We start from the raw sequence: 21,239 nt of genomic DNA on the forward strand, positions 1-21,239 counted from the left end.
GGGGGGCAAGTTCGACGTGCGGGCTCTGCTAGCGTACTCGCCATGCTTCGCGCATCGCGGGCGATTGCAGCCCCTTTGTCAGCTCACGACGAACTAGGAAAAAAACACATGCTGTCAGGCATCAAAATCGTGGAAATCTGTGGCATCGGCCCGGGGCCGTTCTGTGCCATGCACCTGGCCGATCTGGGCGCGGATGTCATCGCCGTGGAGCGTGCCGGGTCAGTCTCGGTAACCGGTGCAGCCAACGTCCCGACCAATCCACTCAACAGAGGCAAGCGATCGGTAGTGGCCGATCTGAAAAGCCCCGAAGGGCGCGAAGCGGTCCTGAAGCTCATCGAGAGCGCCGACGTCGTGATCGAAGGCATGCGCCCCGGTGTCATGGAGCGACTTGGCCTCGGTCCGCAGGAATGTCAGGCACGCAATCCGCGATTGGTCTACGGACGCATGACCGGCTGGGGCCAGAACGGCCCCTTGGCCAGCGCCGCCGGTCACGACAACAACTACATCGCGCTCTCGGGTGCGCTATACCACTGCGGCACCGCCGGCGAAGCACCTTCATCACCGATCACTCTGATTGGCGACATCGGCGGTGGTGCGCTGTACCTCGCTGTTGGTGTGCTGGCCGGTGTTCTCAGTGCGCGACAGACTGGCAAAGGCACCGTCGTCGATGCCGCCATCGTCGACGGCTCGGCGCACATGATGCAATTGATGATGTCACTGACCCGCCGTGGTCTGCTCAATGAGCAGCGCGGCAAGAGCGTCCACGATGGTTCGCACTTCTACGCCACTTATCGCTGCGCCGATGACCAGTACGTGGCGCTGGGGTCGATGGAGCCGCAGTTCTACGCGCTGCTGCTGCAAAAACTGGGTTTGCAGGACGATCCGCGTTTCGCCAGACAATTGGATGTGAACCGTTGGGAAGAGCTGCGTGGGCTGCTGGCCGATACGTTTGCCAGCCAGCCACGCGCGCACTGGTGCGATCTGCTCGAAGGCACCGATGCGTGCTTTGCCCCAGTGCTGAGTCCGCGTGAGGCCTCGCAACATCCGCATATGGTGGAGCGAGGCGTGTACTTCGAGCGCGACGGCATGCTGCAAACCAGTCCCGCGCCGCGGTTCGATGGCCAGGTCACGACGCCGGGGGCGATTCCCACACGCGGCGCGCACACGGCCCAGGTCATGGCGGTCCTCGACGGCAATGATTTCGCCGCTGTCTGGCAGTCGAAAGAAATAGTCAGCGAGTGATATCGATGGCGGGTATTACCGGGCCAGACACTGGGCCAGGAACGTCATGACAGCCTGCACCGATGCGGTATGACGAATATCGTTGTGAGTCACCAGCCATACTTCGCGCTCTAACGCGGGTCCGGAAATGGCGGCAGGTACCAGTGAATATTGTTCACCGAGAAAGTAGGGCAGTGCTGCAAGTCCGACACCTGCTTTCGCGGCCATGGCCTGAATGTTCAGGTCGTTGCTGCGTAGCAGGATTGGACGATCAGCGGCCTGTTTCAGCAGCCATGACTGCTGAGTGGTTTGCTCCATGCTCTCGTCATAAGCGATGAAGGTCAGTTGGTCGGCAGGTGTTCGATCCAGGTAGTCGGCAGAACCATATAAGGCAAACGCAATGGTCGCGACTTTTCGGGCAACAAAGTCGGGTTCTGTGGGGCGGCTCAAGCGAATGGCAACGTCCGCTTCCCGACGGGTGAGGGAGGCGCTGCCAAGGTTGCCCAACAATTGCAAAGACAGTTGAGGATGTTCCTGACGAAGTTTTCCCAGATGCGGCGCGATCAATGAGCAGGCCAGCGCGGGTGGTGCGCTGACGGTCACCTCACCGACGGCCCCGGCCTGGCCTGCCAGCGCACTACGCTCCACGGCGAAGGATTCGACTTCCATGCGCCTGCCCAGTTTGGCAATACGCTCACCGTCCGCCGTCAGCTCATAGGACCTGGGGCGACGGTCTACCAGTTTCAGGTTCAGTGAAGCTTCCAGTGCGCTGATTCGCCTCGCCACCGTCGCGTGATCGACCTTCAACTTGCGAGCGGCTGCGGATAACGATTGTTCTTGGGCAAACACCGAGAAGTAGCGCAGATCTTCCCAATCAAACATCACATAACTCCTTCGTCGAGTCAGGGTGACTGCCTGTCACGTGGCGATCATCAGTTCTGGGCGCTGCATGATTGAGCGAACTTGCGATAACTGATCCGTTTCAGGCTACCCGCGGTCGTACTGTAAGTCATATGCGCCTCGACCACCTGGCACGCTGGTGGATCAGGTTCATCCATTGCGACCACGTGGGCCACGTCGAGATTCATCGAGTAGCTATAAGGGGTAACGGGCGGTTGTACGCTGCCCTGATCTGCATAAGCAAACGCGCTGACGCTTGCGATCAGAAGTGTGCCAAGGGCGGTTATGAATTTCATGATGTTTCTCCAGAGTTAATCAATATCGCCAACCAGGTTGGGTGGCTTGTGATCAGCCTGATGAAACATCCCTATGCTTGAAATTCCCCGGTCACGCACACGTTCTATGCAATTTTGCACAAGCGCAACGTTACTTACGCCTTGGCCGTCGCCATTTGTGCTGATGCTGTGTTAGCACTCGATGGCATTGCTCAGCCCAGCTCTCTCAGGAATGCCAGCGCGAATACAACTGCTATGCCTAGCACCGGCACCATGAAGAGTTGATAGAACAGTCTACTGCGCTCGGTTTCTTCTTGAACGCCTGCAAGCGCCATGGCACCCGCCGAAGAGAATGGTGAAAACCCGGTCATGATTGCGCAGGAAGTAATGACGGAAAATAGCACCGTTGGACTCACGCCGGTCTGTACGGCCAAACCAGGCACAATGGGATACAACGTTGGCATGACTACACCCAGCGTACTTGAGAAAAAGCTCATGACTCCCGCGCAGACTCCGGTGGCGTAAACCACAGAATTGACTCCGACATGCAATCCCAGCCAGTGAGCCAAGGCATCGATGGTGCCCGCTCGCGTTGCCACGGAAATGAGCATCCCCATGCCACACAGCAATATGATGATCGACCACGGCACCTTGGCCAGGGCGCTGCGTTCATCTCCAATTTTGCAAATCAGCGCCAGGACCACACCCAGTAAAGAGATGAATGTCGGGTCTGCTGCTGAACTGATACTTACCAGTAACGCTTGTCCAGGCATGATCGCAGCCAGTAGGCTGGGTACGATGACCAGACCCAACATGACGAGCACCAGAATTACCGTTTTGCGCTGCACATCGTCTAAAGGGGGCGGAGCATCCGCCACCAGGCATTTGGTCTTGTAGCCTTGCAGCAACAAGTAGGCAGCCAAAAAGAGCACGGTCTGGACGATGAGTGAATCCAGCAACAATTGGTGTGTAAAGAGTCCCGCGGTAAGGGTGTCGAAACCCATTTGTTCAAAGATCCCCTGAGTTACGCGACCACCAAGGCTGATGCTGTTGAAAGTGGTGGCCATGCCGCCGCATACGACAATTACAGCACCTAGCAGTCGGCTCATGCCGGTCTTGCTCGCGATTGCCATCACCAGTGGAGAGAGAAAAACAAATACAGCGTAGTGTCCTGGACCCACGCCAGAAACCAGCATCACCAGTCCATACAAGGCAAAAGGAATCGCGGCCGGACGGTTGCGTGTCGCATAGACCACCCGATTCGCTATTTGCTCAAGTGTGCCGTTCGCGATAGCGAAACCGAAAAAGAACGTGACCCCAAAGATGATTAGGAACAGTTTGGTAGGCCAGAGTGAGATCAGTTCGCTCAGCGACGTACCGGGGATGGAAACGCTGAGTAGATAGGCGAATACGATCGCCAGTAATCCAGTGTTGATGTCAAGCCAGTAGCCGACACCGATGGATGCCAGGATCGCCAATAAAATCAATAGGGTCAGCATCGTAACTTCCTCTTTTTATTCTTGTTATAGACCGGAGCCGATCGGCTCCGGGGAGGAGCGAGTACTCAGTGATGAGGCAGGAAACGCGGGACATCTACGCCTTGCTTCCAACCCAGCAGTGCATCAGCCGCGGCGTCGGCGAACTGCGCATACATCTCATCAGTCGGCCAGCCTAGATGGGACGTCAGGATGACATTCGACAGACCCGTCAAGGCGTGCCCTTGAGGCAAAGGCTCCTGATCGAACACGTCCAGTGCGGCACCCGCAATACGACGTTCCTGAAGGGTTTGCACCAACGCGGCTTCATCGATAATCGGGCCGCGGGCCGTGTTGACGATGTAGGCTGATGGCTTCATCAAGGCCAGGCGCCGTGCGTCAATCAGCCCTCGGGATTCGGGGGCCAGCGTGGCATGAACGGAGACGATGTCGGACTGCCTCATCAGATCATCCAGCTCCAGTGCCGTGGCACCCATCGCCGCAGCGTCTTGCGCTGTCAGCCTCGGCCCCCACGCTACGACATTCATGCCGAACACTTGGGCTACCTGTGTGACGTAACGACCGATATTGCCCATGCCCACGATGCCCAGCGTTTTCCCGCGCAGCACGCGCGTCATTGGCGTTGGCCATTCACCGCGTTTGACGGCGCTGTCGACCCATGGGATTTCTCTCATCAACGCCATCATCAAGCCAAAGGTGAATTCACCCGCGCTGGTGCAGAAACCCCCAGTGGCCTTGGCAATCACGATACCCAGCCTTTGCGCCGCTTCCAGATCGATGTGATAAGCATGATTGCCTGTTTGGGCGATGATGCGCAGTTCCGGGACTTGTTCCATGAACTCGGCGGTGAACAAGGTTCGCTCACGATTGGCGATGACCGCATCAAAACCTTTCAAGTCTTCTGGACCGTCAAGCGGCCCGGTGAAGATTTTGACCTGGGCGTGTTCACGCAGCCGACGGATGCCTGAGGTGTTTTCGTAGGCATGGTGAATATCGTTAAGGACGGCAATACGCATCTTTATTTTCCTGTAGTTTTTTGATCAAACCGAACAGTGATCAGTGTCCCAACTTATTCAGCTTGCCCATTGCGGGCAACCGAGTTTTTAGCCACTTTCGGTTTACAAAAAATCAAGGAATGCGTGGAGGTTATTTGATTTCCAGCCGCTTGAATCTCGACGCCAGTGTCGTGGGCTTGATCCCCAGTAACTCGGCGGCGCCACCCTTGCCGAACAACTTTCCATCCGAGGCTTTGAGTGCGGCTTGCATGTTGCAACGCTCAAGCTCGCGAATCTGCGCGTCAGTCAGAATCTCGGTCAACGTGGAGGGTTGCACGATCACCGAAGTGATCGGTTTTGGTTCGTCGGGCAGGTCCAGATTCAAGTCCGCGCCGTTCGAGGTGATCAACGCGCGTTCAATGACATTTTGCAGCTCGCGAATATTTCCCGGCCATGAATAGCGTTGCAGCCGCTCGATGTCGCTGTTGCGCAGACGCCGCCCCGGCATATTCAGGCGCTTGCCCGTCTGTTTGAGAAAGTGCGCGGCCAGCGGCGCAATATCCATCGGCCGTTCGCGCAGTGCCGGCGACTGGATAGGAAAAACGTTGAGCCGGAAATACAGGTCTTCGCGAAAGTTTTTCGCGGCGACTTCCTGTCGAAGATCCCGGTTGGTCGCGGCAATGATCCGCACATCGACCTTGCGGGTGCGTTCTTCACCGACCCGTTCGAACTGGCCTTCCTGCAACACCCGAAGCAATTTGCTTTGCAGCTCCAAAGGGATTTCGCCGATTTCGTCGAGAAACAAAGTGCCGCCATCCGCCAGTTCAAAGCGTCCGACGCGGTCCCGCACGGCGCCGGTAAAGGCGCCCCGAATGTGCCCGAAAAACTCGCTTTCAAACAATTCGGCCGGAATCGCCGCGCAGTTGACGCGAATCAGCGGGCTGGCATTGCGCCGGCTGGCTTGATGGATTGCGCGGGCGATCAGTTCCTTGCCGGTCCCCGATTCGCCGTTGATCAGCACGCTGGCATCGGTGGGGGCGACCACGTCGATCTGTTTGATGATTTTTTTGATCGGCTCGCTCTGGCCGACGATTTCGCGGAAGTTGTGCTCGATGTGAATCTCTTCCTGCAAGTACGCGTTTTGCTCTTCCAGCCGATCCTTGAGCACCTTGAGTTCTTCCAGGGCGCTTTGCAGTTGGTTTTCAGTGCTGCGCCGTTCGGTGATGTCGCGAAACACCACCACAGCACCCACAATGCGGCCATCGGAAATCACCGGCGTGCTGGTGAATTCCACCGGAAACGAACTGCCGTCACGACGCCAGAACACCTCCTGACGGCCTTCATGCACCACGCCGTCGCGCACAGCTTTGTAGATCGGGCACTCATCGACCGGGTAATGGCTGCCATCGGCGTGGGTGTGGTGGTGGATGCGATGGATATTCTTGCCGATCATGTCCTGCGGTTCCCAACCCAGCATGCGCGCGCCGGCCGGGTTGACGAAGGTGGCCAGACCGTCGCTGTTGATGCTGTAGATGCCGTCACCGACCGAACTGAGCAAGAGCTGGTTGTCGCGTTCGGTTTCCTGGAACAGGTTGAGAATGTTGCGCCATTCGATCAGCCCACCGCGCATGGTGCGCTCGGTGTGGGCCTGGTCGCGCTGATACTTCTCATGGCTCAGCTCGCGCAGCACCAGGATCAGCTGTTGCTCACCCTTGATCTGAAGGATTGTGGCGGAGATTTCCAGCTCGATGCGTTCGCCGCTTTTGCAGTTGCAACTCAGTTCTTCGCTCCAGCCGCGACCTTTGTCCATGACCGCTTGCGTGAACACAATCAGGTCCGCGAGCTGATGGCCGAACAGCTTGCTCACCGGCAGTTCCAGCAACTCCTGACGGGGATAGCCGAGCAACTTGCAGGCGGCGATGTTCAGATCGCCCAGCCGATCGGTAAACGGATTGAGCAGCACGATGGCTTCGGCGCAATGCTCGAACACCATGTGCCGCGACGAATACGCCAGATCGGCCCAACCGGTTAAAGAGTCTGCTTCGTTCATGACTACGAAATCTCGTGAATGAGCGCTACGAATAATCGTATTTCTACGGGAATACGTGATTCGCCGATAGCAGCAGAAACTTCAAATAAAACCGGATCAGATCGCCATTTCCAGCCAAATCAACCACTTACTTATGCGCAAAAAATAATTTTGTTTCCTGGCACGGCGTTCGCTCTATCTCCTGCAACCCGGCAGCCACACAGGCTGGCGTTCAAGCACGAAGAAACTGGAGAGCAACACTATGCCAACCGTGGACATCCCCCATTACAAAGACGGCGACTTCCTGGTCAATTACGAAGAGAAAGTCTTCGAGGACGTCAAAGCCGAACCCGGCGAAAAAGTCCTCATCACCTTTCACACCATCGCCTTCGAGGGCTCCATTGGCCTGGTCAACATGCTTCAGGCCAAGCGCCTGCTGCGCAAAGGCTTTGAAACCAAAATCCTGCTGTACGGCCCAGGCGTGCAACTTGGGGTACAGCGCGGTTTCCCGACCCTGGGAGCAGAAGCGTTTCCCGGTCACCTGGCGGTGAACAAGCAACTCATGCAGTTCATGGAGGAGGGGGGCGAGGTGTACGCCTGCCGCTTTGCCCTGCAAGCCTTGTACGGCCAGACCGAAAAAGCCCTGATCGAAGGCATCCGCCCGATCAACCCGCTGGACGTGATGGACCTGCGCCTGCTGATGCGCCGTGAGGGCGCGATGATCATCGATACCTGGACTGCCTGATTTCGCTGGTTCTACAGGGTCACTCAAACCCTGTAGGAGCATGGCTTGCCCGCGATTGCGCCCTTGAAATCGCTATCGCGGGCAAGCCTTGCTCCTACACGTCGGGTTTTGGCGATAGAGATTTTTAAATACCGGAGATCAGGACCGAACATGGCCATCATTCGCGCAGCCGCCGTACAAATCAGCCCGGTGCTTTACAGCCGCGAAGGCACCGTCGACAAGGTCTGCCAGCAGATCATCGCCCTCGGTCGACAAGGCGTGCAGTTCGCCGTTTTCCCGGAAACGGTGGTGCCGTACTACCCGTATTTTTCCTTCGTGCAGCCGGCATTCGCGATGGGCGCACAGCACCTCAAATTGCTCGATCAATCCGTTACCGTTCCGTCCGCCGCCACCCAGGCCATTGGCGAGGCGTGCAAGCAAGCGGGCATGGTGGTTTCGATTGGCGTCAATGAACGCGATGGCGGCACGATCTACAACGCGCAATTACTCTTCGATGCCGACGGCAGCCTGATTCAGCATCGCCGCAAAATCACCCCGACCTATCACGAACGCATGGTCTGGGGGCAGGGCGACGGTTCCGGGCTGCGCGCCATCGACAGCGCTGTCGGGCGTATCGGTTCGCTGGCGTGCTGGGAACATTACAACCCGCTGGCCCGTTACGCCTTGATGGCGGACGGCGAGCAAATACATGCCGCGATGTTTCCGGGTTCCCTGGTGGGAGACATTTTCGCCGAGCAGATCGAAGTCACCATCCGCCATCACGCCCTCGAATCCGGCTGTTTTGTGGTCAACGCCACCGCGTGGCTGGACGCCGATCAACAGGGCCAGATCATGCGGGACACTGGCTGTGGCCTTGGCCCGATCTCGGGCGGCTGCTTCAGCGCCATCGTGTCGCCCGAAGGCAAGTTACTCGGCGAGCCGTTGCGTTCCGGAGAAGGCGCGGTGATCGCCGACCTTGATCTGGCCTTGATCGACAAGCGCAAACGGATGATGGATTCGGTCGGGCATTACAGTCGTCCAGAACTGCTCAGCCTGCTGATCGACCGTACGCCCGCCGCGCATGTGCATGAACGCAGGCCGCAGCTTGCAACGGTTACGCCCGAGGAGTTCGATCATGCAAACCAATGAGTTGCTGGCCGAGCTGCAATGTCATGGCGTGCGCTGGCCCGCTGCGCAGAACGGCCTGTCCCGGCAGGGTGGCGCGGGACCGTCCGACCACAAGGCGCTGAGTTTCGGCAGCCGGACGATGATGGTGCCGATCCTCAATCAGGCCTCGCAGGATTCGCCCTATCAAGCGCAACCCAGCGCCGATGGCAGCCAGGCGCTGATCTTTCGCGAAGGCTTGCAGGTCGGCCAGGTGCAAATGCCCGGTGTACCGAAGTTCTACGGGCTGAGCACCGCCGACGGCATTCCCTATTGGAAAATCGCCACGCTGCACAGCAGTGATGTGCTCGCGACCACGGTGTTGCAGCACTGCATCCGTTTCAACGATCGCGGCAGCTCTTGCCAGTTTTGCGCCATCGGCCAGTCGCTGGCGGCGGGCAAAACCATCGCCCGCAAACGTCCGCAACAACTGGCGGAAGTGGCGAAAGCCGCGGTGGAACTTGATGGCGTCAAGCACATGGTGATGACCACCGGCACGCCACAAACCCCGGATCGCGGCGCGGCGATTTTGTGTGAATCCGCCGCCGCGGTGACCGCTGCGGTCGACCTGCCGATTCAGGCCCAGTGCGAGCCGCCGGATGACGATCGCTGGTTCCAGCGTCTGGCCGACAGCGGCGTGGTCTCGCTGGGTATGCACCTTGAAGCGGTCACCGATGAAGTGCGCCAACGCATCATGCCCGGCAAGGCCGAAGTGCCGCTGAGCCGTTACTTCGAGGCATTTAGCGCAGCGGTCGAGGTGTTCGGTCGAGGCCAGGTTAGTACCTACATTCTTGCCGGCCTGGGCGACAGCGAAGCGGCGATCAGTGCGATGAGCGAGCGTTTGTGTGCGCTGGGGGTGTACCCGTTCGTGGTGCCCTTCGTGCCCATCGACGGCACGCCGTTGGCCCATCACCCCAAACCCGACAGCGCGATGATGGCCCGCTTGTATCCGCAGATCGGCGCGAGCCTGCGTCGTCACGGTTTGCACTCCGATCAGATCAACGCCGGTTGCGCCAAATGCGGCGCGTGCTCGGCCCTGAAAAGCTACGAATAAGCCGGAGAACACCCATGCCCAATCTCGCCTTTGCTTTGGTCGACAGCACGTTTGAACCGTTTCGTGCGGGTGAATTGCTGGTCAAGCCCGCCAGTGAACACTGGGAGAAACAGGCCTATTTCGCCCTGCGGCGCTCGGTGTTTTCCGATGAGCAACAACTGCTGGCGCAGGACAAGGACCGCCATGATTTTCAGGCGATTGCCATCGTCGCCCTGGCCGGTAATTGCGGGATCTCCGATCAGGTGGTCGGCGCGGTGCGCATCTATCAGCCCGAGCCGGGGCTGTGGTTCGGCGGGCGCTTGTGCGTGGCCCCGGCGTATCGACGCCACAGCATGATTGGCAAGGCGCTGGTCAACGAAGCGGTGTCGCGTGCCAAGGAACTCGGCTGCGAAGTGTTCCGCGCCACGGTGCAGGCGCAAAACGAAATGTACTTTCATGCCTTGCGCTGGCAAACCCTGGAGCAACTGGAGTTGCTCGGCCAGCCTCATTGCCTGATGCAGGCGGATTTACCCAGCTACCCACTGATGCCGCGTCAGGTGTCGTTGCGCGCGTTGAAGGTGGCTCGTCATGACTGAGGTCATTGATTTGGCGGCGCTGCTTGAGACGTTGCGCAGCACTCGCGCCATGCACTCGAAACAGGCGATCCAACAGCCAGCGGCGCTGATCGGCGGTGCAAATCCGGCACTGACCCGCGAGCAGCTTTATGCCTTGCCCGGCGATGACACGGCGGCGATAGGCTGCGGCGACCATTTTCAGTTGCTGGCCATCGAGGGCATGTTGCCGGCCTTTGTTGAAGCATCGCCGTGGTTTGCCGGGTGGTCGGCGGTCATGGCCAACGTCAGCGACATCAGCGCCATGGGTGGACGGGCGACGGCGGTGGTCAACGCGTATTGGCATCACGACAACGCGGCCGCGCAGCAATTGCTCGCGGGCATTCGCGCTGCGTGCGAAGCGTATGGCTTGTTGCTCGCCGGTGGGCACACCAGCCTGACGACGGGGAACCCGACCGCGCTGGCCGTGGCGATTACCGGCGTCGCGCAAAATCTGCTGTCGACCTTGCATGTCGCGCCCGGTCAGGTCATCGCGATGGCGGTGGACCTTGATGGGCATTGGCATGCCGACAGCACCTATTGGAAAGCCTTCGAAGGTGTGCCTGCCGAACGCCTGCGCAGCAAGCTCGACGTACTGCCGCGCCTGGCAGACGCGCGACTGCTGCATGCGGCCAAAGACATCAGCAACGCCGGGGTCCTCGGCAGCCTGTTGATGCTGCTGGAAACCACTGGCTGCGGCGCGACCATCGATTTGGCGGCAGTGCCGTGTCCGCCGGACGCCGACCTGTTTCGCTGGCTGCAGGTGTTCCCCAGTTATGGCTTCTTGATGACGCTGGACGAACGCGACTGGCCGCAAGTGCAGACCGCATTCGCCTTCGAAGGCGTGCGCTGTGAGCGAGTCGGCCAGGTCAATGCCAGCGGCGCGTTGAATGTGCAACTCGGTGAACAGCGCGGCGAATTCTGGAACCTGCGCGAGCAGGCGTTCACCGGTTTCAGCTATCCCCATCTCGACCTGAGCCCCTTAAACCGCAAACAACAGGAGCACTGACATGCCCGCCGTCAATTTCAAAATCCGTTGGCCGAATGGCCAGGAAGCGAACGGTTATTCGCCCTCGACCGTGATTTTCAACTACCTGGAGGAGGGCGCCAGTTACCCGCTGCCGGACTTTCTGCAACGCCTTGAGAGCGCTTTGAACAACGCCTCGGAGCGGGTCAAGCAGGTCAAGGGTTTCTATTGCAGCTCCGCCATGGACACGTTGAGTTCACTCAAGGGCCAGGCCAGTTATCTGGTCGAGCCAGACCACGCGGCGGGGCAAGTGAACATTCTCAGCCTGCGTACCGAAGGCGCGGGGCAGGTGTTCGGCGCAGGCTGGAGTTCATTTTGATACATCGTTTTTTTCATTCGACCCTTTTCATTACCGAGTACCGGAGTGCCCCATGACCAGCCCACTCACCACAATCAAACCTCCACACCACAGCGTGATCGTCGTTGGCGGCGGGCAGGCCGGGCTATCCGCCAGCTACTACCTGCAACAGCAGGGTATCGACCACCTGATCCTGGAAAAACACCGATTGACCCACACCTGGCGCGATCAGCGCTGGGACGCCTTCAGTCTGGTGACGCCCAACTGGCAGTGCGCTTTGCCGGGTTACACCTATACCGAGGATTTCAAAGGCAGCGATCCCCACGGGTTCATGAAGAAGGATGAGATCAACCAATACCTGGCCGGCTTCGTCAAATCGGTGAATGCCCCGGCCCGTGAAGGTGTCACGGTTCAGCGCGTGGTGCCCGGTAGCCCCGGTGGTTTCGAGGTGCACACTTCGCAAGGCGAATTCACGGCCGATCAAGTGATTGTCGCATCGGGCGGCTATCACACGCCGATCATCCCGCGCCTGGCCGAACGCCTGCCTGCCGGCATTCAGCAGATTCACTCCGAGCAATATCGCAATCCGCAGGCCTTGCCCGCCGGCAATGTGTTGGTGGTCGGTTCGGGGCAATCGGGCGCGCAAATTGCCGAGGACCTGCACCTGGCCGGGCGCAAGGTGTACCTGGCAGTAGGTGATGCGCCACGGTGCGCGCGGTTTTACCGTGGCAAGGATGTGGTCGATTGGCTGGCGCAAATGGGTTACTACGAGATTGGCGTCGACAGCCATCCGCTGCGTGAAGGTGTGCGCGATAACACCAATCACTACGTCACCGGTCGCGATGGTGGGCGTGATATTGACCTGCGCAGCTTTGCCCGCGAAGGCATGGAGTTATACGGTCGCCTGGAAGGTTTGCAGGGCACTCGCCTGCAGTTTGCCAGCAACCTTGGCGAAAGCCTGGACAGTGCCGATGCGGTCTATAACCGCATCAATGCGTCAATCGACAAGTACATCGAACAGCACTCGATTGATGCCCCGACCGGAGCGTGTTACCAGCCGAGCTGGACGCCCGCTCAGGAGCGCAGCGAACTGGACCTGGAGAGCGAAGGCATCACCAGCATCATCTGGTGCATCGGCTTCAGCCCGGACTTTAGCTGGGTCGATGCGCCGGTCTTCAACGGGCGCGGTCACCCCGGCCACCAACGCGGGATCACGGCGCAGCCTGGTTTGTATTTCCTCGGCCTGCCGTGGCTGTACACGTGGGGCTCGGGGCGTTTCTCCGGCGTGGCGCGGGATGCGGAGTTTCTCGTGCAGCACATTGTCGACGGCGCGCAGGAGAGCGCAGCGCGCCGCCGGCGTTCGGCGGCAGGCTAAGTATCAACGGGCGTCTTGCGTCACTTCGCGGATCTTTTTCACTTGCCCGGCTCATCCGTCAGACGATGGATGCCGGGTGCTTGCTCAATGGCGTGACTTCCAGCGCCATGAATGGGAACAAGGGCAGGGTGCTGAGGATCTCGTGAAGCTCGTCGTTACTGTCGACATCGAAAATGCTGACGTTTGCCCACTTGCCAGCCATCCGCCACAGATGAAGCCATTTCCCTTGGCGTTGAAGGTTCTGCGCTAGCTTCATCTCCGCTGCGCTGAGGTTTCTTATTTTTTCCTGATCGGCGTCGTGGGGAATGTGGATCTGCATCGTTACTTGAAACAGCATACGTGTCTCCTGTTTATCAAAGGCGACTATGCGCCTGCGTGGCTTCATTACAGGAGCGGGCAATTAAAAGTTCAACTGACTTTTTGTGGAATGAGAATTGAGAAAAAGCCAATCGTAACTTCAAGTATTCAAAAAAGTGCTTGTGAATTTCTGCACATCAGCTCCGCATTTTCGGCCGTATGTAGGCTAAAGAGCAGTCTGTATGCTCGCCTCACTACGGGAATTCATGCGGAGTACCAACAATGACTACTGAAGCGAGAGTCGATAATACACTTGGCGTGATGCGAGCAGCCTGGGTCATCACAGCCATTTTTATACTGTCCAACGCAGCAACGCCGTTATATGGCTTCTGGCAGGATAAATTGGGATTTGCGTCAGGAATACTGACCGTCATTTTCGGTTGTTACATTCTCGGTTTGTTAATGACGCTAGTTGTTGCCGGGCAACTCTCTGATCACTATGGGCGCAAGGCGATGCTGCTGCCGGGCATTGTGATTGCCATCTTGGCCGCGCTGCTATTTGAAGCGGCAGACAGTGTATTTGTCTTGATGCTTGCACGCTTTTTAACAGGCCTTTCAGTGGGGATTGTTGTTTCGGCGGGAATGGCCAATGTCGTTGAGCAGACCTCGTCGCATCGCCGGCAATTTGCTTCGTTAATGGCCTCTGTCGCCATGGTGGCGGGCGCTGGATCGGGGCCGCTCTTAGCGGGGCTGATCGCCCACTACTATGCGGACCCGATCCGCCTGGTGTTCAGCGCTGAAATCCTGCTGTTGCTGCTTGCGCTGGTCACTGTTCTTCGCCAGCCACACCGCAAGCTAGGCACAGGTGCATTTCGTCCCAAGTTTCCTTCTATTCCAAAGCAGAGCATCGGCATTGTATTGCTGGGGATCACCTTTTTCGGGCCCGGCATAACGGCCACGTCTTTTGTACTCTCCTTGGGACCGAAGATGCTCGCGACACTGTTGCATACCAATCAGCCACTGCTGAGTGGGGTGATGGCGTTCTTTATGTTTCTTGTCGCAGTGCTCGTGCAATTCGCGATGAAGCCGTTCGGTGTTAAACGAATGTTTGCGTTGAGTGGGATTTCGACGATTGTCGGGATGATCAGCTTGTGGCTAGCGCTGCACTTCGGTTCTGCGGCTTGGCTTTTGGTAGGCGCTTTATTGGCGGGTGCCGGTCAAGGTCTGGGGCAATTGGGCGGGTTGACGCTGATTGCCGAAAACGTGTCGGCCAATCGCCGCGCTGAAGCGAACGCGATCTTCAATATCGGCGGATACATTCCAGCGGGCATCATTCCAGTCGCCACGGGTTATCTGATTGAGTTTTTTGGTCTGGAAATGGGCGTGACCGCGCTTGCCTCTTTCATTGCCGGCAGCGCTATTTTGGCGTTGGGCGGATTGGCGAAGACCAGGACGGTCTCCTGAGCGTCATGGCGCCACTGTCATGCTTAATCCTGACGCATGATTTAACCTATGAGCGATGACCGATGTTCATAAGCGGCTGTAATCCCGGATTCAGGGCAAAAAAACCGTATATCTATCGTTAAGTGAAGAATGAATCGTCCGCTGTTTGTTTCTCTAGATGGACCCAAGGGAGCCGGGAAAACCACATTGTTGGAGGCCGTTACGAAAGTACTGAGGGCAGACAACAAAAAAGTGATCCGGCTTTGCGAGAAAAAAAGCGATCCCTTTCGGGGGGAAACAATGACCCTCGTGAACCAACTCGCCAGAAATCCCACGCGGGAACTGGAGTTGGAGGTTTGTGAGCGCTTTGCTGATAGCCGTGCCTGGATCTCCCGGCACATCCTGACTAGACAGCCACCCGACAGCATCGTCTTGATCGATCGCTGGTATCCGTCGGATGCCGCGTTTCGGCGGATAGTCCCGTTTGCAGAGATTCTGCAGTTGAACCTTGATCGAAACGTGCAAGTGCCAGACCTGCATGTCGGGGTTGTCACCGACCCTGATATTTCATGGGCGAGGGCAGCGGCACGATCGCGTGGACTGAGCAGTACCGTGATGCATAAGCTGGAGGAACATGTCGCATGTACTAAGGCGTTCGAGCGAGCGGTTGCGGATCACGGCTGGGTTTTATGCCGTAATGAAGGAACGATCGAAGAGGCAACGAAGCAGGTGGTTTCTGAGATCTACAGAGTCCTTCGATGCCCTGTAGGCGAAGTTCGCCGGTCTTGATACGGTTGAATCCCTCTACAAGATTGATCACCCGTAGCGACTTTAACTTCGGCACTGACGTCCTGCGGAACACAGGAATAAACCGTCAGCCTTGAGATCAATCCAGATTCCGCGCCGAGTTGGTCAACCCACGAGAGCATTGCAACAGCGCCGGCGCAAGTTGCCGCTCGGCATTCGCTGAATCCTTGGTACCGCCTGCCACTGCCAACCCGCTTTTACAATCCAGCATTTCAGCTGCTGCAATGGTCGGGACGTTGGCGAAATGGATACGCTAAATCTCGCGACGCAGTTTCCCCGGCGCTTCCCCGTAAAACGCCTTGAATTTCTTGCTGAAAGCCGACTGCGACTGGTAACCGACCTGCACGGCAATATCGCTCAACCCTAGATGGGAGTGGCTCAGCAGATTGAACGCCAATTCCATCCGGACCTGAGTCAATACCGCCCAGGGTGATGCGCCCGCCACTCGTGCGAAGGCGCGCAGAAAGGTTGCCCGGGACATGCTTGCCATTTGCGCCAGCCCTTCAACGGTCCACTCGAATGCAGGGTCGGCCAACATTGCCTGCCACGCGCGTCCGAGGCGTTTATCGCTGAGCAAGGCGAGTGAACCGGTGGTCTGGCCATCGCTTGCCAGATGCGCTCGCAGGATCAAGGTGAACAACGCCTGGGATAGCGCGTCGAGCATGAATCTGGAGCAGACCTGATCACCATCCGCTTCGCCACGCAGCATCTCCACCAGCGCAGGCAACTGCCCACTGGCCGAGGGCGGGATGACCAGATACTCGGGTAGCGCGGCAAACAGCAGTGATGTGCGATTGAAGTGAAACCCGCCACAGAGCATGTCGAAATCGCGACTGGTCCCGCCAATTCGATGCATCGGTACGACACCACCTTCGCTAACGCTCGGCACGGTCGGCGCTACGGTTTTGCCTGGGCTGTGCATGACATGCGGCGCGCCTCGCGCAAGCAGCAGAATGTCCCCGGCCTTCATGGGAACGCGCTGGCCATCGGGAAAATCTACCCGGCACTCTCCGGCCAGCACGATGTGATAGGGCGCCCTGCCCAAGGCTTCCTGCGCATGCTCGCGTGCCCAATCCCCCTCGAATTGGCAGCGCAAATCCAGACTGCCGCGAACATTGGCCAAGCTGATGAGTTTATCGATTGAGTTCATTTTGAGTTTTTCGCAATAAAAGCTGAGCCGACCGAACAAATCCGAATCGCGCCCCTGGAGAAAACAGAGTGCGTCGAAACAGTACACTCAACCTGTTCACGTTGAGACGATCAAGCAACAACTTGAGCATGACGAACAAAAGCACCGTTCGCCAAATCCGCAGACTGGCTCCACATTCAATGTTCTGGAGAAGTCTCATGTTCACCTCATTTGCAACCTGGTTACGGTTCCTCAGCAAAGTGGATACCTTTGGCGCTTCGCTTATGCGACTGGCAATCGGCATCGTGTTCCTGTGGATTGGCGCACTCAAATTCGTCCCCTACGAGGCCGACAGCATCACACCGTTTGTCGCCAATAGCCCCTTCATGTCGTTCTTCTACGAGCACCCGCAAGAGTACAAGGCTCACCTGACACATGAAGGCGAACTGAACGCAGACAAGCGCGCCTGGCAGACAGCCAATAACACCTACGGGTTCTCGGCCGGGCTGGGCATTGTCGAACTCCTGATTGGCTTATTGGTGCTGTCCAATCCCATCAAACGACGCACCGGACTACTCGGTGGTGCATTGGCCTTCGGTACGCCATTGGTGACTTTGAGCTTTCTGATCACCACGCCAGAGGCTTGGGTCGGTGCGCTGGGCGACGCTCAGATCGGTTTTCCCTACCTGTCCGGAGGTGGTCGCCTGGTGCTTAAAGACGTATTGATGCTGGCAGGTTCGCTGACTGTGATGGCCGACTCCGCTCGTCATCTGCTGCGGGAAAGTCGTGCATGAGCCATCAACGCCTCGCTGGATTGTTTCACCCCGCACAATTAAGCCATGACATCCCTGCCGGTTCTCTAATTGCCCATAGATAGCGAGACTGAACGCAGAAGGCATTGACCCATTTCGGGCTAATGCAGAGTCCATCCAGGGAGTCCACACATGATTGATGTTGCTCATTCCTGCGACGGTAACCCTTGGTTGGAGGCTCCAGCCATGGCCCATAGCGAATACGAAGGTGGCTTTCTGCTGCCCCAACTGATGGGCGCACTGGCTAGCGAGTCCAGAGCGGCTCCTGTCACGCACAGATCCAATACGCATCAGAACAAGGTTTCGCTCTTGAAACGATGCGCCCCGATTTTGCGCGCATTGAAACTTCGTTTTTCTCCCCTTTAACGATGGTTGGCCACACCTGTGTTGTGCGACCTTGCAGAGAATTGAGATGACCTACGACTTTGAGTTATTTGTGATTGGTGCAGGCTCCGGCGGTGTCCGTGCCGCGCGTTTTGCCGCAGGATTCGGCGCGAAAGTGGCTGTTGCCGAAAGCCGCTACCTCGGTGGTACATGCGTGAATGTCGGTTGCGTGCCAAAGAAGCTGCTGGTCTACGGCTCGCATTTTGCCGACGACTTCGAACAGGCCGAGGGCTTTGGCTGGACGGCGGGCAAGGCGCATTTCGACTGGGAAAAACTGATCTCCAACAAGAACCGCGAGATCGAACGGCTCAACGGGATTTACCGCAAATTGCTGATCAACAGCGGCGTGACCTTGCTCGAAGGTCATGCACGGCTGACCGATGCCCATCACGTTGAAATCAACGGCCAACGTTACAGCGCAGAACGCATTCTGATTGCCACCGGCGGCTGGCCACAGGTTCCGGATATTCCAGGTCGTGAGCACGCGATCACTTCGAATGAAGCATTCTTTCTGAAACAACTGCCCAAGCGGGTATTGGTGGTTGGCGGTGGTTACATCGCCGTCGAATTTGCCGGCATTTTCAATGGCCTGGGTGCCGACACCAGCCTGCTGTATCGCGGTGATCTGTTCCTGCGCGGGTTTGATAAATCGGTTCGTACGCACCTTGTGGAAGAACTGACCAAACGCGGTCTGCAATTGCAGTTCAACACCGATATCGTGCAGATCGACAAACAGGCGGACGGCAGTCTGCTGGCAACACTCAACGACGGTCGTCAACTGGAGACCGACAGCATTTTCTACGCCACTGGCCGCCGCCCGATGCTCGACAATCTGGGCCTGGAAAACACCCGCGTCGCACTCAATGACAAGGGCTTCATCGACGTCAACGACAACTTCGAAACCCGCGAGCCATCGATTCTGGCATTGGGTGATGTGATTGGCCGGGTGCAACTGACGCCGGTCGCCACGGCGGAGGGCATGGCCGTCGCGCGTCGCTTGTTCAAACCCGAAGAATATCGTCCCGTGGATTACCGACACATTCCCACCGCGGTGTTTAGCCAGCCCAATATCGGCACCGTTGGACTGACGGAGGAACAGGCACTGGAGCATGGCCACAAAGTCGTGGTTTTCGAGAGCCGGTTCAAACCGATGAAACTGACCCTCACGGAGTCGTCCGAGCAGACGCTGATGAAGCTGGTGGTGGACGCTGCGACGGATCGAGTACTGGGCGCGCACATGGTCGGCCCCGACGCCGGAGACATCATTCAAGGGTTGGCCATCGCGCTGAAAGCGGGGGCCACCAAGCGCCTGTTCGATGAAACCATCGGTGTGCACCCGACCTCGGCAGAAGAGTTTGTGACGCTGCGTACGCCTGTCACCGGCAGATAACGGCAGACGGCTAATCTTCTTCCGTTGGTTCGATAGCCTCCAGGATCGATATACAATGCAGCGCATAAGCAGTGCCTATAGAGGAGAGTTCTTATGCTGCTACGCCATTTGCGCTATTTGTTGGCAGTCGCCGATAACGCCGGCTTCACCCGCGCCGCCGAGGCGTTGCATGTTTCCCAGCCCACCTTGTCGCAACAGATCCGGCAGCTGGAAGATACGCTTGGTGTAGTGCTGTTCGACCGCACGTCACGCACTGTCAAACCGACTGATGCAGGGCAGGCCTACATCGAATGTGCCCGTCGTGTATTGGTCGAGCTGGAGGCTGGCAAGCGTGCACTGCACGATGTGAAGGATCTGTCGCGCGGCACCCTGCGCCTGGCCATGACACCGACGTTCATGGCGTACCTGGTGGGACCGCTGATGCGCGACTACATGGCTCTCTATCCCAATATCCATCTGGAGATCCTTGAACTCTCCATGGCCGATATCGAAACCGGCCTGGCAGAGGACTCACTGGATATCGCCATTGCGTTTGACGAGGTGCGAAACCCGGACATCGAAACAATCCCGGCTTTTGTTGAAACCCTGGGGCTGGTGGTGGGGCGCGATCACCCGTTATACGACTGGAAGAAACCCTTGACCGCCGAGCAGGTCGCGCAACTGAACTTCGCGTTGCTGACTCCCGACTTCGCCACCCGCGTCTGTATTGACGAGTACTTCGCCAAGACGCAGATCACCCCCAACGTGGTGATCGAGGTCAACTCGGTCAACACTTTGCTGGAAGTCATGCGGCACACGGCGGTTGCCACTATTCTTCCGGAACCCATCGCTACCCAGGACCGCGCCCTGCGCAGGATCGCGCTGCTGGACAAGGGGCCACAGCGCGGAGCCGCCTTGTTGCGGCGCAAAAACAACTATCACAGCGCGGCGTCAGTCGCCTTCATGGACTTGATGTTGGGTGAATCGGGGCGTCAGTAGCCTCTGCAAAAAAATGATCATTACACGCCATGAAATGCTGGATTGTAATTGCTGGTCATTCCTCTGTTTATGAGAGGAGGGGAAGATGACTCCATCGACGCGATCACCGGGTCGAACACATAAATAGTCGGAGTACGTCATGTCCCAGCAAGCGATCAAACTTTATCGTCACCCGTTGTCTGGTCACTCTCATCGGGTTGAACTGATGCTGTCCCTGCTCGGCCTGCCGACGGAATTGGTATTTGTAGACCTGATGAAGGGCGCGCACAAAGCGCCTGACTTCCTGGCGCTCAACCGCTTTGGCCAAGTGCCGGTGATCGATGACAGCGGCACCGTCCTGGCGGACTCCAACGCCATCGTGGTTTATCTCGCCACCAAATATGGCAAGGGCCAATGGCTGCCGACCGATCCGCTAGAGCAAGCCAAGGTTCAACGCTGGTTGTCGGTGGCCGCCGGTCAGATCAATTCGGGTCCTGCCACCGCGCGATTGATCACCGTGTTTGGTGCCAGCTATGACGCCGAAGAAACGATCAAACGTTCTCATGCCCTGCTTAACGTCATGGAAGAAGAACTGGGTCAAAGCAAATTTCTGGCCGGCGACAAGCCGACCGTCGCCGATGTTGCCGCTTACACGTACGTGTCCCACGCACCAGAAGGTAACGTGGCGCTGACTGACTACCCGAAAGTCCGTGCCTGGTTGAGCAGCATCGAAGCGTTGCCGAACTTCGTTGGCATGCAACGTACCGCTGTAGGCCTGCAGGAGGCTTGATTCGATCCTGAAGGAGCTTGCCGGGAGAACACTTGCGGAAAGCTCCTTTTCATTGGCTGCGCAGATCGCTCAGGATTGCTTT

The 21,239-nt window shown here is 57.9% G+C and carries 22 protein-coding genes; 15 read left to right on the forward strand and 7 right to left on the reverse strand.

What is annotated here, in order from left to right; translation table 11 throughout:
- Positions 1-108 precede the first annotated feature (108 nt).
- Positions 109-1,242: a CaiB/BaiF CoA transferase family protein gene (locus tag ACM110_RS05610; protein ID WP_416126957.1), complete on the forward strand. Its 1,134-nt coding sequence runs from the start codon at positions 109-111 to the stop codon at positions 1,240-1,242.
- A 15-nt stretch (positions 1,243-1,257) separates the two neighbouring features.
- Here ACM110_RS05610 and ACM110_RS05615 read toward each other — a convergent pair whose 3' ends face one another.
- The 5 genes from ACM110_RS05615 to ACM110_RS05635 form a co-directional block, all read right to left on the reverse strand.
- Complete coding sequence (locus tag ACM110_RS05615) at positions 1,258-2,103, reverse strand: LysR family transcriptional regulator (protein WP_416126958.1); 846 nt, start codon at positions 2,101-2,103, stop codon at positions 1,258-1,260.
- A 50-nt stretch (positions 2,104-2,153) separates the two neighbouring features.
- Complete coding sequence (locus tag ACM110_RS05620) at positions 2,154-2,417, reverse strand: DUF2790 domain-containing protein (protein ID WP_416126959.1); 264 nt, start codon at positions 2,415-2,417, stop codon at positions 2,154-2,156.
- A gap of 191 nt (positions 2,418-2,608) precedes the next feature.
- Positions 2,609-3,895: an SLC13 family permease gene (locus tag ACM110_RS05625; protein WP_416126960.1), complete on the reverse strand. Its 1,287-nt coding sequence runs from the start codon at positions 3,893-3,895 to the stop codon at positions 2,609-2,611.
- Between the two features lie 65 nt (positions 3,896-3,960).
- Entirely contained in the window at positions 3,961-4,908 is a 948-nt protein-coding gene (locus ACM110_RS05630; protein WP_416126961.1) for a D-2-hydroxyacid dehydrogenase family protein, read from the reverse strand.
- Positions 4,909-5,038: 130 nt separating this feature from the next.
- Positions 5,039-6,937 carry a sigma 54-interacting transcriptional regulator gene (locus tag ACM110_RS05635; protein WP_416126962.1) on the reverse strand — a complete coding sequence of 633 codons (1,899 nt, stop codon included), beginning with the start codon at positions 6,935-6,937 and terminating at the stop codon, positions 5,039-5,041.
- A gap of 241 nt (positions 6,938-7,178) precedes the next feature.
- On the opposite strand from ACM110_RS05635, the gene ACM110_RS05640 reads away from it, so the two are divergent.
- The 7 genes from ACM110_RS05640 to ACM110_RS05670 all read left to right on the forward strand — a co-directional run bounded on the left by ACM110_RS05640 (position 7,179) and on the right by ACM110_RS05670 (position 13,148).
- A complete protein-coding gene (locus ACM110_RS05640; RefSeq protein WP_020294052.1) occupies positions 7,179-7,661 on the forward strand; it encodes an MSMEG_0572/Sll0783 family nitrogen starvation response protein in 483 nt (160 codons plus the stop codon).
- 150 nt (positions 7,662-7,811) lie between these two features.
- Positions 7,812-8,789, forward strand: a complete 978-nt coding sequence (locus ACM110_RS05645) for a Nit6803 family nitrilase (protein ID WP_416126963.1) — start codon at positions 7,812-7,814, stop codon at positions 8,787-8,789.
- Positions 8,776-9,858, forward strand: coding sequence for an MSMEG_0568 family radical SAM protein (locus ACM110_RS05650; RefSeq protein WP_416126964.1), 1,083 nt, complete (start codon positions 8,776-8,778; stop codon positions 9,856-9,858). The genes ACM110_RS05645 and ACM110_RS05650 overlap by 14 nt, the downstream gene beginning before the upstream one ends.
- Before the next feature lie 14 nt (positions 9,859-9,872).
- Positions 9,873-10,433 (forward strand): MSMEG_0567/Sll0786 family nitrogen starvation N-acetyltransferase, encoded by a 561-nt coding sequence (locus ACM110_RS05655; protein WP_416126965.1) that lies wholly within the window; start codon positions 9,873-9,875, stop codon positions 10,431-10,433.
- The gene (locus ACM110_RS05660) at positions 10,426-11,457 is read left to right on the forward strand and encodes a sll0787 family AIR synthase-like protein (protein WP_416126966.1); all 1,032 of its coding nucleotides are present in this window, start codon (positions 10,426-10,428) and stop codon (positions 11,455-11,457) included. The genes ACM110_RS05655 and ACM110_RS05660 overlap by 8 nt, the downstream gene beginning before the upstream one ends.
- 1 nt (position 11,458) lies before the next feature.
- A complete protein-coding gene (locus ACM110_RS05665) occupies positions 11,459-11,794 on the forward strand; it encodes an MSMEG_0570 family nitrogen starvation response protein (RefSeq protein ID WP_416126967.1) in 336 nt (111 codons plus the stop codon).
- Positions 11,795-11,846: 52 nt separating this feature from the next.
- Positions 11,847-13,148 carry an MSMEG_0569 family flavin-dependent oxidoreductase gene (locus tag ACM110_RS05670; protein WP_416126968.1) on the forward strand — a complete coding sequence of 434 codons (1,302 nt, stop codon included), beginning with the start codon at positions 11,847-11,849 and terminating at the stop codon, positions 13,146-13,148.
- 58 nt (positions 13,149-13,206) lie between these two features.
- Here the strand turns inward: ACM110_RS05670 and catC are convergent, their stop codons facing one another.
- Positions 13,207-13,485 (reverse strand): muconolactone Delta-isomerase, encoded by a 279-nt coding sequence (catC, locus tag ACM110_RS05675; protein ID WP_416126969.1) that lies wholly within the window; start codon positions 13,483-13,485, stop codon positions 13,207-13,209.
- A gap of 242 nt (positions 13,486-13,727) precedes the next feature.
- On the opposite strand from catC, the gene ACM110_RS05680 reads away from it, so the two are divergent.
- Together ACM110_RS05680 and ACM110_RS05685 are read left to right on the forward strand one after the other, a co-directional pair.
- Positions 13,728-14,909 (forward strand): MFS transporter, encoded by a 1,182-nt coding sequence (locus ACM110_RS05680; RefSeq protein WP_416126970.1) that lies wholly within the window; start codon positions 13,728-13,730, stop codon positions 14,907-14,909.
- A 129-nt stretch (positions 14,910-15,038) separates the two neighbouring features.
- A complete protein-coding gene (locus tag ACM110_RS05685; protein WP_416126971.1) occupies positions 15,039-15,677 on the forward strand; it encodes a dTMP kinase in 639 nt (212 codons plus the stop codon).
- A gap of 271 nt (positions 15,678-15,948) precedes the next feature.
- Here the strand turns inward: ACM110_RS05685 and ACM110_RS05690 are convergent, their stop codons facing one another.
- Complete coding sequence (locus ACM110_RS05690; protein WP_416126972.1) at positions 15,949-16,845, reverse strand: AraC family transcriptional regulator; 897 nt, start codon at positions 16,843-16,845, stop codon at positions 15,949-15,951.
- A 197-nt stretch (positions 16,846-17,042) separates the two neighbouring features.
- Here ACM110_RS05690 and rclC point away from each other — a divergent pair, with 197 nt between their 5' ends.
- From rclC to ACM110_RS05715, 5 genes are all read left to right on the forward strand, one after another.
- The gene (rclC, locus tag ACM110_RS05695) at positions 17,043-17,618 is read left to right on the forward strand and encodes a reactive chlorine resistance membrane protein RclC (RefSeq protein WP_416126973.1); all 576 of its coding nucleotides are present in this window, start codon (positions 17,043-17,045) and stop codon (positions 17,616-17,618) included.
- A 150-nt stretch (positions 17,619-17,768) separates the two neighbouring features.
- A complete protein-coding gene (locus tag ACM110_RS05700) occupies positions 17,769-18,002 on the forward strand; it encodes a hypothetical protein (protein WP_416126974.1) in 234 nt (77 codons plus the stop codon).
- Between the two features lie 46 nt (positions 18,003-18,048).
- Positions 18,049-19,410, forward strand: coding sequence for a glutathione-disulfide reductase (gene gorA, locus ACM110_RS05705; protein WP_416126975.1), 1,362 nt, complete (start codon positions 18,049-18,051; stop codon positions 19,408-19,410).
- Between the two features lie 93 nt (positions 19,411-19,503).
- Positions 19,504-20,388 carry a transcriptional regulator CynR gene (cynR, locus tag ACM110_RS05710; RefSeq protein ID WP_416126976.1) on the forward strand — a complete coding sequence of 295 codons (885 nt, stop codon included), beginning with the start codon at positions 19,504-19,506 and terminating at the stop codon, positions 20,386-20,388.
- Positions 20,389-20,527: 139 nt separating this feature from the next.
- Positions 20,528-21,157, forward strand: a complete 630-nt coding sequence (locus ACM110_RS05715; RefSeq protein ID WP_416126977.1) for a glutathione S-transferase family protein — start codon at positions 20,528-20,530, stop codon at positions 21,155-21,157.
- Positions 21,158-21,239: the final 82 nt, after the last annotated feature.

The sequence above is a fragment of the Pseudomonas sp. NFX98 genome (assembly GCF_047784845.1).
Taxonomy (GTDB): domain Bacteria; phylum Pseudomonadota; class Gammaproteobacteria; order Pseudomonadales; family Pseudomonadaceae; genus Aquipseudomonas.

Excerpts from the sequence above, each read along its gene's own strand:
- cynR (WP_416126976.1), top strand. The coding sequence starts at position 19,504 with ATGCTGCTACGCCATTTGCGCTATTTGTTGGCAGTCGCCGATAACGCC.
- ACM110_RS05715 (WP_416126977.1), top strand. The coding sequence starts at position 20,528 with ATGTCCCAGCAAGCGATCAAACTTTATCGTCACCCGTTGTCTGGTCAC.
- ACM110_RS05615 (WP_416126958.1), bottom strand. The coding sequence starts at position 2,103 with ATGTTTGATTGGGAAGATCTGCGCTACTTCTCGGTGTTTGCCCAAGAA.
- ACM110_RS05640 (WP_020294052.1), top strand. The coding sequence starts at position 7,179 with ATGCCAACCGTGGACATCCCCCATTACAAAGACGGCGACTTCCTGGTC.
- ACM110_RS05645 (WP_416126963.1), top strand. The coding sequence starts at position 7,812 with ATGGCCATCATTCGCGCAGCCGCCGTACAAATCAGCCCGGTGCTTTAC.
- ACM110_RS05670 (WP_416126968.1), top strand. The coding sequence starts at position 11,847 with ATGACCAGCCCACTCACCACAATCAAACCTCCACACCACAGCGTGATC.
- catC (WP_416126969.1), bottom strand. The coding sequence starts at position 13,485 with ATGCTGTTTCAAGTAACGATGCAGATCCACATTCCCCACGACGCCGAT.
- ACM110_RS05690 (WP_416126972.1), bottom strand. The coding sequence starts at position 16,845 with ATGAACTCAATCGATAAACTCATCAGCTTGGCCAATGTTCGCGGCAGT.
- ACM110_RS05650 (WP_416126964.1), top strand. The coding sequence starts at position 8,776 with ATGCAAACCAATGAGTTGCTGGCCGAGCTGCAATGTCATGGCGTGCGC.
- ACM110_RS05625 (WP_416126960.1), bottom strand. The coding sequence starts at position 3,895 with ATGCTGACCCTATTGATTTTATTGGCGATCCTGGCATCCATCGGTGTC.
- ACM110_RS05660 (WP_416126966.1), top strand. The coding sequence starts at position 10,426 with ATGACTGAGGTCATTGATTTGGCGGCGCTGCTTGAGACGTTGCGCAGC.
- ACM110_RS05655 (WP_416126965.1), top strand. The coding sequence starts at position 9,873 with ATGCCCAATCTCGCCTTTGCTTTGGTCGACAGCACGTTTGAACCGTTT.
- ACM110_RS05630 (WP_416126961.1), bottom strand. The coding sequence starts at position 4,908 with ATGCGTATTGCCGTCCTTAACGATATTCACCATGCCTACGAAAACACC.
- ACM110_RS05680 (WP_416126970.1), top strand. The coding sequence starts at position 13,728 with ATGACTACTGAAGCGAGAGTCGATAATACACTTGGCGTGATGCGAGCA.
- ACM110_RS05635 (WP_416126962.1), bottom strand. The coding sequence starts at position 6,937 with ATGAACGAAGCAGACTCTTTAACCGGTTGGGCCGATCTGGCGTATTCG.
- gorA (WP_416126975.1), top strand. The coding sequence starts at position 18,049 with ATGACCTACGACTTTGAGTTATTTGTGATTGGTGCAGGCTCCGGCGGT.
- ACM110_RS05665 (WP_416126967.1), top strand. The coding sequence starts at position 11,459 with ATGCCCGCCGTCAATTTCAAAATCCGTTGGCCGAATGGCCAGGAAGCG.
- ACM110_RS05685 (WP_416126971.1), top strand. The coding sequence starts at position 15,039 with ATGAATCGTCCGCTGTTTGTTTCTCTAGATGGACCCAAGGGAGCCGGG.
- ACM110_RS05700 (WP_416126974.1), top strand. The coding sequence starts at position 17,769 with ATGATTGATGTTGCTCATTCCTGCGACGGTAACCCTTGGTTGGAGGCT.
- rclC (WP_416126973.1), top strand. The coding sequence starts at position 17,043 with ATGTTCACCTCATTTGCAACCTGGTTACGGTTCCTCAGCAAAGTGGAT.
- ACM110_RS05620 (WP_416126959.1), bottom strand. The coding sequence starts at position 2,417 with ATGAAATTCATAACCGCCCTTGGCACACTTCTGATCGCAAGCGTCAGC.
- ACM110_RS05610 (WP_416126957.1), top strand. The coding sequence starts at position 109 with ATGCTGTCAGGCATCAAAATCGTGGAAATCTGTGGCATCGGCCCGGGG.